This is a genomic window from Sphingosinicella rhizophila (assembly GCF_032378825.1).
GTDB lineage: Bacteria > Pseudomonadota > Alphaproteobacteria > Sphingomonadales > Sphingomonadaceae > Allosphingosinicella > Allosphingosinicella rhizophila.
In genome coordinates, this window is sequence record NZ_JAVUPU010000002.1 from 194,497 (window position 1) to 207,363 (window position 12,867).

The following is a 12,867-nucleotide window of genomic DNA, read 5'->3' on the forward strand; positions in this document are numbered from 1 at the left end:
GGCTGCCCATCTTGCGTGTCTTCCGGGGAAGCGAGGACCCGATCAGGGACTGGCGGGTTCGTCGCCGCCAATCTGCGTGGCGAGAATGGTCAGCAGGATGGCGCCCGCAATGGCGCCAAGCATCAGCAGGAGACCGGAATTGGTCATGGAATTCTGCCGAGCGATCGGGCGCACGTTGCTCGTCGGAGTCTGGTCGGGCGCGGTCTGCGCCACAACCGGGCTGGTGGCCAGCAACAGGGAACAAGCGGCCGCGACGGCAACTTTACGAGAGACCATTCCAATCATCCTTCCGAAACGAACGGGTCCACATAGAGCCTAATCATGCGTGGCGGAAGCGCCTTTGCACTTCCCCTGACAAGCCCGGGCGAAGCACGGCCGGGGTCTAGCCGAGTGGGAGGATGTCGTTCAAGCACGGGAGGGGGAGAGCAGCATTATCGCGCGCGCACATAGGATCCGGGGGCATCCTCGATCGCCGGGAGCTTGCCCTGGCCAGGAATGCGCGCGCCATCGGCGGCCAGCTCATATTCCGACTGGCTGCGGATCCAGGCGATCCAATCCGGCCACCAGCTCCCCTTATGTTCCTCGGCGCCTTCGATAAACGCCTCCAGCGTCGCCACCTTCTCGTCATTGGTCCAATATTGATATTTCTGGGCTTCGGGCGGGTTGACGACTCCGGCAATGTGGCCTGAACCGGCGAGGAGGAAGCGCAGCGGCCCCTGAAAGTGATGGGTGATCTTCCACACGCTGTGGGCGGGCGCGATATGATCTTCGCGGCCCGCCTGGACATAAGCGGGGGTCTTCACGGCAGAAAGGGTGATCGGCACGCCGCCGATCGTGATGCCTCCGGGCACGACCAATTTGTTGTCGCGGTAGAAATCGCGAAGATAGGCTTTGTGCCATTTGGCCGGCAGGTTCGTAGTATCGCCGTTCCAGTAGAGAAGGTCGAAGGGCGGATAATCCTCCCCCATCAGATAATTGTTGGCGACATAGTTCCAGATGAGGTCGCGCCCGCGCAACAGGTTGAAGGTGGCGGCCATGTAGCGGCCGTCCAGATAGCCCTTTTCGGCGGTGATCTGGTCGATCAGCTGCATCGCGCTGTCGTCGACGAACAGGTTGAGGTCGCCGGCTTCCGAAAAATCGACCTGCGCCGTGAAGAAGGTGGCGGTCGCCACCTTGCCGGCCTCACCTCTGGCTTCCAGCAGGGCCAGGGTTGCGGCTAGGGTCGTACCGGCGACGCAATAGCCGATCGCATGGACGCTTTCGACGTCGAGCAGGTCGCGCACAGTGTCGATCGCGTCGATCTGCCCGCCCAGGACATAATCGTCCAGGGTGGCATCGGCGAGGCTTTCGTCCGCCGATTTCCAGGAGACGACGAAGACGGTCAGACCCTGCTCGACGGCCCAGCGGATGAAGCTCTTCTTAGGGTTGAGATCGAGGATATAGTAACGATTGATCCAGGGCGGGAAGACGATCAGCGGGGTTTCGAATACCTGCCTGGTCGTCGGCGCATATTGGATGAGCTGGTAAAGCGGCGTTTCCTTGACGACCTTGCCGGGCGTCGTCGCGATGTTGCGTCCAACTTCGAAGGCGTGGGCGTCGGTGTGGGAGAGTTGCCCCTGCCCGATGTCCCGAAGCATGTTTTCGAGGCCCTTGAGCAGGTTCTCGCCTTTGGTTTCGAACGTCCGTTCAAGCACTTGCGGGTTGGTGAGGGCGAAGTTGGACGGCGCCATGGCATCCACGAAGGCCCTGGTGGCGAAACGCAATTTCTCGCGCGCGGGCTCGTCTATCCCCTCCAGCGCATCGACGCTGCCGAGCAACCGGTCGGAAATCAGGATATAGCTCTGCCGGATCAGGTCGAACAATGGATTCTCGCGCCATTGGGGGGCATTGAAGCGCTTGTCCCTGTCCGCTTTGCTCCGGGAGTCCGCTTTACCCGCGGCATCCGCCTTGCCGCCGGATCCGTCGAGTACGCTTTGCCAGATCGACAGGCCTTCGGTCCAAAGGTCGACCTGCGCCTTGGCGATCTTCGCGGGATCGGCGAACATCGTCATGGCCGGCCAATGCGCCGTCAGCCCTCTTGCCTCGGTCGTCGGCATTTCCTTCGCCTGCTTGGCGACATGTTCCATCATCAGCTGTTGGGCTCGGCCCATGACCCAGGTCCAATGCTGGATTTCCTCCAGGGTCGGCAAGGGCAGCGGTGTATCTTGATCAGCCATGTTTCGGATCCTATGCCGCTGCACCAGTAAGGAAACCCACGAAGCTGCGAAAGTGGTCCCTGCCCCGATCCGCTTTCAAAGGGGCATTCTTCCTGTGCCGCCAGTGAATTTCGATGCCGGAATGGGTTCGGCATCATGTTAGGATCATGAGATGAACGACGATTTCTACCGCATCCGCCGCTTGCCGCCTTATGTCTTCGCCGAAGTGAATGCGATGAAGGCAGCGGCGCGAGCGCGGGGCGAGGATATCATCGATCTCGGCATGGGCAATCCCGACGGCGCCCCGCCGCAGCATGTCATCGACAAATTGACCGAGGTCGCACGCAATCCGCGCGCGCACGGTTATTCGGCTTCCAAGGGCATCGCCGGCCTTCGCAGGGCCCAGGCGGCTTATTATTCGCGCCGCTTCGGAGTCGATGTCGATCCGGACAGCGAGGTCATCGTGACCCTGGGATCGAAGGAGGGTCTGGCCAATCTCGCCCAGGCCATCACCGCTCCCGGCGACGTCGTGCTCGCACCGAATCCGAGCTATCCCATTCACCAGTTCGGCTTCATCATCGCCGGCGCGGCGATTCGGTCGATCCCGGCCGCACCCGGGCCCGAATTCTTCACCCGGCTGGAATATGCGATCCGCTACACCGTTCCCAAGCCGACCGTGCTGGTGATCGGCTATCCGAGCAATCCCACAGCCTATGTCGCCGACCTGGCTTTTTACGAACAGGTGGTCGCCTTTGCCCGGGAGCATAAGCTCTGGGTCATCAGCGACCTCGCTTATGCCGAAATCTATTTCGGGGATGTGCCGACGCCGTCCATCCTGCAGGTGCCCGACGCGCGCGACGTCGCCATCGAATTCACCAGTCTCTCCAAGACCTATTCCATGGCCGGCTGGCGGATCGGCTTCGCGGTCGGAAACCGCACGCTGATCAACGCGCTGACCCGGGTGAAATCCTATCTCGATTATGGCGCCTTCACACCCGTCCAGGCGGCCGCCGCCGCAGCGCTCAATGGGCCGCAGGACATTATCGGGGTCAATCGCCAGCTCTACAAATCGCGGCGCGACTGCCTGGTCGAAAGCTTCGGCCGCGCCGGCTGGGACATACCGCCGCCGCAGGCGAGCATGTTCGCATGGGTCCCGATCCCGGAGCGCTTCCACAATCTCGGCTCCATGGCCTTTGCCAAGCAATTGTTGACGGAGGCCGGAGTCGCGGTCAGCCCGGGCGTCGGCTTTGGCGAGGAAGGCGAAGGCTATGTCCGAATCGCGCTCGTCGAGAACGAACAGCGCATCCGCCAGGCTGCGCGCGGCGTGAAGAAATTTCTCGCGAAATAGGACCGTTTTCGTCCCGGCGACCGCTTTCAATTTCTCGACATGCGCGCGCCCGTCACCTAAGGTCGAAACCTGCCATTCGCGACAATCACATCCTTTAGGAAGACGGATAATATGGTGACTGCCAGCCACGTTCTCGATCGCGTGCTCGTCCTTGAAATGGTGCGGGTCACCGAGGCCGCGGCCGTCGCCGCATCCAGGCTGATCGGCCGGGGCAACGAGAAAGCGGCCGATCATGCGGCGGTCGAGGCGATGCGCGAGGCGCTGAACCAGCTCGATTTCGACGGCACCGTGGTGATCGGCGAGGGCGAGCGCGACGAGGCGCCGATGCTGTTCATTGGCGAGAAGGTAGGCGCGGCCCAGGGAACCGGGCCCAGGATCGATATTGCCCTCGACCCGCTGGAGGGCACGACCATTACCGCCAAGGCGGGTCCGAACGCGCTCGCCGTGCTCGCCATTGCCGAGGAAGGCGGGCTGCTCAACGCGCCCGACGTCTATATGGACAAGCTCGCCGTCGGGCCCGGTTTCCCCAAGGGCGTGATCGATCTCAACAAGTCCCCGACCGAAAATGTGAAGGCGGTTGCCGCCGCTAAGGGCGTCGAACCGTCCGACATCATCACCTGCGTGCTCGACCGGCCGCGCCACGAGGCGCTGATCGCCGAGCTGCGCGGGCTCGGTTGCGGCATCATGCTGATCCCGGACGGCGATGTCGCCGGCGTTATCGCCGTTACCGATCCCGACACGACGATCGACATCTATATGGGCTCCGGCGGCGCTCCGGAGGGCGTACTTGCGGCGGCTGCCTTGCGCTGTGTCGGCGGCCAGTTCCAGGGACGCCTGCTGTTTCGCAATGACGACGAGCGTGGCCGCGCCGCCAAATGGGGCGTGGAGGATCTCAATCGGATCTACGATCTCCACGATCTGGCGAAGGGCGACGTCATCTTCGCCGCGACCGGGGTGACGGATGGATCGTTGCTGCAAGGCGTGAAGCGTCGCAAGAATTGCATCAGCACGGAGAGCGTCGTGATGCGCGCCAGCACTGGTACGGTGCGCTGGGTACGGGGTGAACATCGGCACGAGCCGGGTAGCCATTGCTGAGGGTGGGCACGGACGGCTCCCTGTCTTCATTCCCGCCCGTCTGCGGGGTGGAGCGATCGATCCTGGGCCAGGCCTGGCAATGGCGCGGCGCCGCAGCTGATGCCGCCGACGAGAATTTTCAGCCCGACGACCTGATTGATCAGCTCCTGCTCTCCCGTGGTGTCGCGCGGGAGGCGCTGGAGGTCCATCGCCAGCCGACCATCCGCGCCTTCATGCCGGATCCGTCCATCTTCCAGGACATGGACAAGGCGGCGGAAAGGCTGGCGGACGCCGTCCAGAAGAACGAGCCGATCATGATCTTCGGCGATTACGACGTGGACGGGGCGACGTCCGCCGCCCTTCTGATCCGCCTGCTGCGTGATCTCGGCGCCGATCCCAAAGCCTATATCCCGGATCGGCTGATGGAAGGCTATGGACCCAGCGGCGAGGCTCTGGTCAGATTGGCGGCGGATGGCGCGAAGCTCATCGTCACGGTCGATTGCGGCGCCCAGGCCTTCGAGGCGCTCGCCATGGCGCGGGAGGCCGGTGTCGACGTCATCGTCGTCGACCATCACAAATGCGCCTCCCAGCTTCCGGCGGCCCTGGCCCTGGTCAATCCGAACCGGCTCGACGAATCGGCCGAGGCCGCCGGCCATGGCCATCTCGCCGCCGTCGGCGTCGCCTTCCTGCTCGGAGCGGCCCTGCTCCGCCTGCTGCGGGCGCGGAGCTTCTTTTCCGGCCGGCAGGAGCCCCGGCTCGTCGACCTGCTGGACATTGTCGCGCTCGGCACGGTCGCCGACGTCGCGCAGCTCCGGGGACTCAACCGCGCCTTCGTGACGCAGGGGCTCAAAGTGATGGCCCACCGCCGCAATGTCGGCCTGTCGGCTCTGATAGAGGTGGCTCGGCTCGACCGCGCACCCACCTCGGCCGATCTGGGCTGGGCGCTGGGCCCGCGCATCAATGCCGGCGGTCGGGTCGGCCGATCGGACCTCGGCGTCCGGCTGCTGACGACCGAGGATGAGGAGGAGGCGCGTGCCCTTGCGGCGGAACTTGAGCTGCACAATCAGGAAAGGCGCGCGATCGAGAGCCTGGTCTCCGAGGCCGCCGAGCAGCTTTGTGCCGGCCAAGGCAACCGCGCCGTCGCCCTGGTCGCGGCAAAGGGATGGCATCCCGGCGTCATCGGCATCGTCGCCGGCCGTCTCAAGGAAAAGCTGGGTCGGCCGGCGATCGTCGTCGCGATCGGGGAGGACGGCCTCGGCAAAGGGTCCGGCCGGTCGATTTCGGGTGTCGACCTTGGTGCGGCGATCCTGGCGGCCAAGGATAGCGGCTTGCTGATCGCCGGCGGCGGCCACGCCATGGCGGCGGGATTGACAGTGGCGGGCGACCGGATCGACGCCTTGGCGGATTTCCTCGACGAAAGGCTGTCGGCGGCGGTCGCCAAGGGCCGGGAGGATCGGGCGCTGCTGCTCGACTTCATTCTGGCCCCGGGTGGGATCAGTCCTACCCTGTGCGACGCGCTGGAGGCGGGCGGTCCTTTCGGGGCGGGCTGGCCGGCGCCGAGGGTCGCGGCCGGACCGGTACAGATCGTCAAGGCGGACATTGTCGGCCAGAATCATCTTCGGCTGATCGTCGCGGGAGACGATGGGCGGCGCATCAAGGCCATCGCCTTCCGCATGGCCGACAGCGCGCTGGGCCAGGCGCTGCTTGCGGCGGGCAGCCATCGCAAGCTCTGGCTCGCCGGCCGCCTCAAGCGCGATGATTGGGGTGATCGTCCCTCGGCGGAACTGCATCTGGAGGACGCGGCCTGGATCGACTGACGGGCCACTGGCGGAAAGGAGAAGGGTTCGGGTTGACCGATGCCGGCTCCTCTTCTAATCCCCGCCCGCTGTCGCCAGCCTTCGGAAGCAATGTTCCGGCGGTCGGAGCTTGGCCCCTTCGTCTAGCGGTTAGGACGCGGCCCTTTCACGGCTGAAACACGGGTTCGATTCCCGTAGGGGTCACCATATCAGAGAGTTGCGGGGCAGCCTTGTATAGGTGACGGCGACCGAAAGGAGCCGCGGCCCACCACAAGCGAAACCGTGGGACCATCGCCTATATGGCGATTACGGCCTCTCCTTCTCCGGTTGAGGCCGGTCTGCTATCCTCGACCTTCGGACCGGCAGGATCTTTTCCTGGTTCGGCTGATCGTCGGGGAGGGGCGTGCATGAACCGGCCCATTCTTGTCTTTGTCGCGATCGTTTACGGCCTTTCGGTCGCGCTTGGCCTGCTGATCGGCCTCACCGGTCGCGAGCAGAGTCCGTTCATGAGTCTCGGTATTGCTGCGATGCTGTTTCCGGCCATGGCGTTGCTCGTCGTCGGCGTCGCCATGAACGCGAAGGTGGCCGACTTCGGGTGGAAGCGCTTTCCGCCTCGATATGGGCTGCTTGCCCTGTTCCTGATCCCGGGCGTCATGCACCTGGCTATGATCCCGGCGACGGCCGCGCTGGTCGGAGAACTGCCTTGGGAGAATTGGCTTACGCCGCGCGCAGATGGGCTCTTCAACGCGGACGAGCGGGGTTGGGGTACGCTCACCCCCCTCGGTCTGGCCGGCCGGCTGGCGCTCAATGCGGCGATCGGGCTTGTCGCCGTGACGCTGCTGGCCTTTTTCGAGGAGATCGGGTGGCGGGCCTGGTTGCTGCCGAGGCTTGCCGAGCGTCTCGGATGGCGGCGGGCCATAATGGCCACCGCGGCGCTTTGGGCGGTCTGGCATACGCCATTCGCCCTTTCGGGCGTCCACACGCTGCCCGACATTTCAGTCACTCTGACGGCCCTGGTTCTCCCGGTCGGCCATCTTGGCGCCGGATTCATCATCGGCTGGCTGTGGATGAGGAGCCGGAGCATCTGGATCGTCATGATCGCGCACGGCGCTCTCAACAATTGGGGCCAATATGCTTTCAAGTTCATGCAGGATATCGGTCCTGATGCACTCTGGATACTGCTGGTCGGCAATGTCGCGCTGCTCGCAACGGGCGGCATCCTGCTTGTCGCGAATCGATCACCAGAGCCGGACAGCCGGCACGGCTAGTTGCCGAGCCTCAAGGGGTTGTTCATCGGCCTGGCAAGCCAAGCTGCGGGCCGACACAGATTCACGCTTCCGCGATGGCTTCCGGCTGAGCGGCTGAGCGCCTATCCTCCTTGCGGCATACGACGGGGGCTGAGGATATGAACGACGCGATAAGGCAAGAAAGTCCCACCGTCGCGGCGGGGGCCGTCATTCCCACCCGAATGGAGGAAGCTGCGCTGGCAAAGGCATTCTGGCGCCTCATTCCGCTGCTGGGCCTTCTCTATTTCATCTCCTTCCTGGACCGGGTCAATGTGGGTTTCGCCGCGCTGACCATGAACCAGGATATCGGTCTGTCCGCGGCGGCTTACGGCTTCGGCGCAGGCATCTTCTTCCTTGGTTATTTCCTGTTCGAGATCCCATCCAACCTGATGCTGGAGCGGGTCGGGGCTCGCCGCTGGATTGCCCGGATCATGGTGACGTGGGGCATTCTTTCCGTTGCGATGGCCTTCGTGACCGGTCCGGTCAGTTTCTGGATCGTTCGCTTCCTGCTGGGTGCGGCGGAGGCCGGCTTCTTTCCAGGTATCATCCTTTATCTCACTTACTGGTTCCCCGGCGCCATGCGCGGAAGGATCATGGGCTGGTTCCTGATGGCCCTGCCTCTTTCCAATGCCATCGGCGCGCCATTCTCCACCTGGCTGCTTGGTCATAGCGTCTTTGGGCTGGCCGGCTGGCAGACCATGTTCGTCGTGGAAGGCCTGCCCGCGATTCTCCTGGGTCTCCTGGTCCTGCGGATATTACCCGACAAGCCGGCCAAGGCGTCTTGGCTGGACTCCGGGGAAGCAGTGGCAATCGAAGCCGTGCTCGTCCGCGATTCCCAAGCCGCCCGCCACGTGGGCTTGAGGGCCGGACTCACCAGCCCGCGCGTGTGGCATTTCGCCTTCATCTATTTCGGTATCGTCATCGGTCTTTACGGCTTTGGTTTCTGGGCGCCGCAGATGATCAAGGCGTTCGGGGATCTTTCCAACCAGCAGGTCGGCCTGCTGACGACTGCGCCTTATCTGCTGGTTCCGCTCGGCATGTATCTGTGGGGCCGCCGCTCCGATCGGCAGGGCGAGCGACGCTGGCATCTGGCGCTGGCGGCGTTCCTCGGCGCGACCGGCTTCGCTGCCAGCGCCCTAACCGACGATCCGATGCTGAAAATGGCTGCTTTCATGGTCGCGGCGATGGGTGTCTATGCCGCTCTTCCGATCTTCTGGACGCTTCCCACCGCCTTCCTGTCCGGCACGGCGGCCGCGGGTGGAATCGCCCTTATCAACTCGATCGGCAATCTCGGCGGCTATTTCGGGCCGGCGGCGATCGGACATCTCAAGGATCAGTTCGGCTTCGGGCTTGGATTGCTCGTCCTGGCGGCGGGCCTGGCGTCGGCCGGCGGCCTCGCACTCCTGGTCCCACGAGATCGATGCGCCGGCGCCACGAGCCGCTGATCCGTTCAGGCCCGGACCAGCCGTAGCTTGAGCTCAGCCAGGGTGCGCAAGGTGTTGTTGGGGCGGATGGCGGCCGGCGCGAGAAGCTCGATCTCCTTCACATGCCGGAGCAAGGCAGTGATGATGGCGCCCGCTTCCAGCTTCGCCAGGAGTTGGCCGACGCACATATGGATGCCGACTCCGAAGCCGACATGACCGCCGGCCTTGCGCTGGATATCGAAGCGATCGGGATCCTCCCAACGCCGCGGGTCACGATTTGCGGCGCCCAGGAACATCAGCACCTTCTGTCCTTCCTCCAGTTCATGGTCGCCGATACGGGCCGGGCCGGTCGTGGTACGGAAGAATGTCTGCGCCGGCGTTTCGAACCGTATCGCTTCCTCGAAGGCGGCATTGGCGAGCCCGGGGTCAGCCCGCAACGCTCGCCATTGATCGGGGAAGCGGGCCAGGCAGTGAAGCACGGCGCCGATGCCGCTCACCGTGGTGTCGACGCCCGCAGCCAGCATTGCACGGACGAGCGCCGCCGCCTCCTCCTCGCCGATGATGCCGGCATCGGCCGCTTCGTAGACGGCGGCACCGAAGCCACCCGGTGCCAGGCTCGGCCGCAAGGATTGTTCTTTCACCCAGGCGAAGCCGGCATCGGCATGGGCCGCGGACCGGCGGAACAGATCATTGTCGGGACCGAAGGAGTTGAACAGCATATCGCTATAGGGAAGCAGCTCGCCGCGCCCTTCCTCCTTCATCCCGAGGGCGGCCGGGAAGACCGACAGAGGATAAGCTTCGGCGATGTCACGGACGCCGTCTGTCTCGTCCTGGCCGGCTAGGGTGTCGATGAGACGGTCGGCCACCTGTTCGAAAGACGATTTGAGGCCAGCCATGACGGCCGGCGACAGCACCTTCATCAGGATCGATCGGGAAATATTGTGCACGGGTGGATCGGTCTCGAGGATCAGGCTTTTCAGCCGGAACCGCTCCTTGGACAGATCCGCCAGCCCGACACCGCGCGCGGACGAGAAAGTGCGCCAGTCGATCAAAACCTGCCGGACCTCCTGATAGCGCGCAACACCGACGACGTCATATTTGTCGATCCATACGGCCGGCCCAATTTCGCGGAGCCTGTGGTGGAGCGGATAGGGATCGATCAGCATGTCTTCGGCGAAAGGATCTTCGTGGAAGGCAGGTGGCAAGGGGATGGAGCGCGACATGTTGATCACATCAACAATCTTGTTGATCAAGTCAACAACTAATGGGTGCGAAGCTGCTCGGGTGGCGCTATTGCGACGCGATGGACAGTCGTGAAATCCGTGTGCTCGATATCGACCGGTTCGTGCCGGCGCTCGTCACCTTCCTCGCGAACCGGTTGACGGCCACCGGAAGCGCAAGCTTTCGATCGCAACTCGATATGAACATTCTCGATTTCCGGATTCTCGCCATGCTGGCGATCGAACCCGGCATTCCGGCATCGCGAATCGTTCAGGTCATCGGGCTGGACAAGGCCCTGGTCAGCCGGACCCTAGCGGCGCTCGGCCGGCGGGGATGGGTCCGCTCCGAGAAAGACCCGACGCACGGCCGCCGCCGCCTGGTCAGCCTGACCGAGGCTGGCATGAGGATGCACGATCGGGCGCTCGCTTTGGCGCTCGAGCGCGAAGCGCTGCTGCTGGAGCCTCTGGAGACGGACGAGCGGGAGCAACTCGTGACGTTGCTCCATAAGATGTTGGCGCGGACGGAGGCGGTCGCGAAGGCTTGCGTGTGAACGATGCTTCGTCCGGCCGGTCAGGCGGGAGGGATCGCGACCGCGGCTTCCTCGCCGTGCAGGTTCATGAGCGAATCGAGCAGACCATCTTCCGCGCTCGAACAGACGCCCAGGACGATCGCCTCGTTGCAGCCTTTGCCGGTCACATAGGCATGGCCCATGTTGGAATCGATATAGGCGAACTCTCCCTGGTTCAGCTCGATCGGATCGTAGAATTCCGTGTGAACGGCTACGCGGCCGCTCAGCACATAGATGAATTCCTCGCCGCTATGATGCAGGAGCTCGCCGAACTCCTCGACGGATTTGGCGCGGATATGGGTGATCATCGGCACCATCCGCTTTCGCCTCAGTTCGGTGCACAGATAGAAATAATCATAGCTGCCGGTGTTGACGCGCACAGCTTGGTCGAGCCCGCCCACGCTCCGCCTGGCCGTCACCTGCGTTTCATTCCGTGGATCGTTTTCGGCGAACAGGTCCGATATGCGGATGTTGAGGCGCTGACTGAGCTGCAGCAATTTGTCGTAAGTAAGCGTCAACCGGTCATGTTCGACCTTCGACAAAGTGGAGATCGGAATTCCGCTATGGTCGCTCATCTCCTTGAGCGTCCAATTGTTGCGCATCCGCAACCCGCGCAGCAGCATGCCCAGCGTCGGCCGATCAGAACTCATCGATAATCCCCGCCCGTCCATTGCCTTAAAGACAATTTTCCTATCAAGATCTTGTGTCCTATCCAGGACACGTTTAGGATGAGCCTATACGTTCCATAATGCGCGCGCAATCCAGCGGAACCACGGTGATCTGCTACCGGGGCGCCGTAGATGCCCGTCCGAACGCATCGCGCAACGCTCTGGCGCTCGCGGGCCCGTTCGCCTTATGGTCGCGCCGGCCTTCAGGCCGACCGGTTTCGATATGTGTTGTTAAGGATCATAGATGTCATGACACGCCTTTCTCTCGACGTGAACGTGGAACTTTTCCCCTATGTGAAGCCGTTTCGCATCTCCGGTCATGTCTTCACCGATTCCTCGGTCGTCGTCGTAACCTTGTCCGACGGCCAGAATGTGGGTCGTGGCGAAGGTTCGGGCGTCTATTATACGGGCGACGACGTCCCGCACATGCAAGCGGCGATCGAGGCCGCCCGGTCGAGGATAGAAGCCGGAATTTCGCGCGAGGAATTACTGGATGCCATGCCCGCCGGCGGCGGCCGCAACGCGGTCGATTGCGCCTTGTGGGAACTCGAGGCGCGGCAGACGGGCCGGCCTGTCTGGGAGCTTGCCGGATTGCCGGAACCGCGGCGGCTGGTCACCACCTTCACCATGGGCGCCGACGATCCGGAGGTGATGGCGGCGGACGCACGATCCTATCCACACGCGCGCGCGCTGAAACTCAAGCTGACCGGCGACCTCGACGTGGATATCGAAAGGGTCCGCGCGGTCCGTGCGGCGAGGCCCGAATGCTGGATCGGTGTGGACGCAAATCAGGGCTTCTCGATCGGCGAGCTCGATCGTCTTGTCGCGGCCCTGGTCGAATCGGACATCAAGCTCCTCGAACAGCCATTGGCCCGAGGCAGGGAAGGGGATCTGGACGATTTCGAATCGCCGGTCCCCCTGGCCGCCGACGAAAGTGTCCTGACCTTGGCGGACGTGCCTGGACTGAAAGGCCGGTTCGATACGGTCAACATCAAGCTCGACAAGTGCGGCGGCCTCACCGAAGGGCTGGCGATGGCGAGGAAGGCGAAGGAGTTAGGCCTGAACGTCATGGTCGGAAACATGATGGGATCGAGCCTGGCGATGGCCCCGTCCTTCATCCTCGGCCAATTGTGCGACGTCGTCGATCTCGACGGTCCCATTTTCCTCGCCAAGGATCGCGCGCCAGCCATCGACTATAGCGATGGCTACGCCTGGTGCGACGAATCGATCTGGGGGCGCGTGCAGAGCTGAATTCTGCGAACAACGCCTTCGCTACGGGTGAAGCAG

Annotated in this window: 11 protein-coding genes and 1 tRNA gene; 8 read left to right on the forward strand and 4 right to left on the reverse strand. The window is 63.5% G+C overall.

Annotated elements, in window-relative coordinates:
• Positions 1–42: 42 nt before the first annotated feature.
• On the reverse strand, positions 43–276 hold the full coding sequence (locus RQX22_RS04030; protein ID WP_315723885.1) for a hypothetical protein: 234 nt from the start codon (positions 274–276) through the stop codon (positions 43–45).
• A 155-nt stretch (positions 277–431) separates the two neighbouring features.
• Positions 432–2,216, reverse strand: coding sequence for a PHA/PHB synthase family protein (locus RQX22_RS04035; protein WP_315723887.1), 1,785 nt, complete (start codon positions 2,214–2,216; stop codon positions 432–434).
• 151 nt (positions 2,217–2,367) lie between these two features.
• Here RQX22_RS04035 and RQX22_RS04040 point away from each other — a divergent pair, with 151 nt between their 5' ends.
• The 6 genes from RQX22_RS04040 (at position 2,368) to RQX22_RS04065 (ending at position 9,144) form a co-directional block, all read left to right on the forward strand.
• A complete protein-coding gene (locus tag RQX22_RS04040; RefSeq protein WP_315723890.1) occupies positions 2,368–3,543 on the forward strand; it encodes an LL-diaminopimelate aminotransferase in 1,176 nt (391 codons plus the stop codon).
• A 111-nt stretch (positions 3,544–3,654) separates the two neighbouring features.
• On the forward strand, positions 3,655–4,638 hold the full coding sequence (gene glpX, locus RQX22_RS04045; protein WP_315723892.1) for a class II fructose-bisphosphatase: 984 nt from the start codon (positions 3,655–3,657) through the stop codon (positions 4,636–4,638).
• Positions 4,639–4,640: 2 nt separating this feature from the next.
• The gene (gene recJ / locus RQX22_RS04050; RefSeq protein WP_315723894.1) at positions 4,641–6,434 is read left to right on the forward strand and encodes a single-stranded-DNA-specific exonuclease RecJ; all 1,794 of its coding nucleotides are present in this window, start codon (positions 4,641–4,643) and stop codon (positions 6,432–6,434) included.
• Positions 6,435–6,545: 111 nt separating this feature from the next.
• Positions 6,546–6,620, forward strand: a tRNA-Glu gene (locus RQX22_RS04055).
• Positions 6,621–6,820: 200 nt separating this feature from the next.
• Complete coding sequence (locus tag RQX22_RS04060) at positions 6,821–7,681, forward strand: CPBP family intramembrane glutamic endopeptidase (RefSeq protein ID WP_315723896.1); 861 nt, start codon at positions 6,821–6,823, stop codon at positions 7,679–7,681.
• Positions 7,682–7,818: 137 nt separating this feature from the next.
• Positions 7,819–9,144, forward strand: a complete 1,326-nt coding sequence (locus RQX22_RS04065) for an MFS transporter (RefSeq protein ID WP_315723898.1) — start codon at positions 7,819–7,821, stop codon at positions 9,142–9,144.
• A gap of 5 nt (positions 9,145–9,149) precedes the next feature.
• Here RQX22_RS04065 and RQX22_RS04070 read toward each other — a convergent pair whose 3' ends face one another.
• Complete coding sequence (locus RQX22_RS04070; protein ID WP_315723900.1) at positions 9,150–10,346, reverse strand: cytochrome P450; 1,197 nt, start codon at positions 10,344–10,346, stop codon at positions 9,150–9,152.
• Positions 10,347–10,387: 41 nt separating this feature from the next.
• Between RQX22_RS04070 and RQX22_RS04075 the strand changes: the two genes are divergently transcribed.
• Entirely contained in the window at positions 10,388–10,894 is a 507-nt protein-coding gene (locus RQX22_RS04075; RefSeq protein ID WP_315723902.1) for a MarR family winged helix-turn-helix transcriptional regulator, read from the forward strand.
• 20 nt (positions 10,895–10,914) lie between these two features.
• Here RQX22_RS04075 and RQX22_RS04080 read toward each other — a convergent pair whose 3' ends face one another.
• Positions 10,915–11,562, reverse strand: coding sequence for a helix-turn-helix domain-containing protein (locus tag RQX22_RS04080; RefSeq protein ID WP_315723904.1), 648 nt, complete (start codon positions 11,560–11,562; stop codon positions 10,915–10,917).
• A 267-nt stretch (positions 11,563–11,829) separates the two neighbouring features.
• Between RQX22_RS04080 and RQX22_RS04085 the strand changes: the two genes are divergently transcribed.
• On the forward strand, positions 11,830–12,831 hold the full coding sequence (locus tag RQX22_RS04085) for a dipeptide epimerase (protein ID WP_315723906.1): 1,002 nt from the start codon (positions 11,830–11,832) through the stop codon (positions 12,829–12,831).
• Positions 12,832–12,867 lie beyond the last annotated feature (36 nt).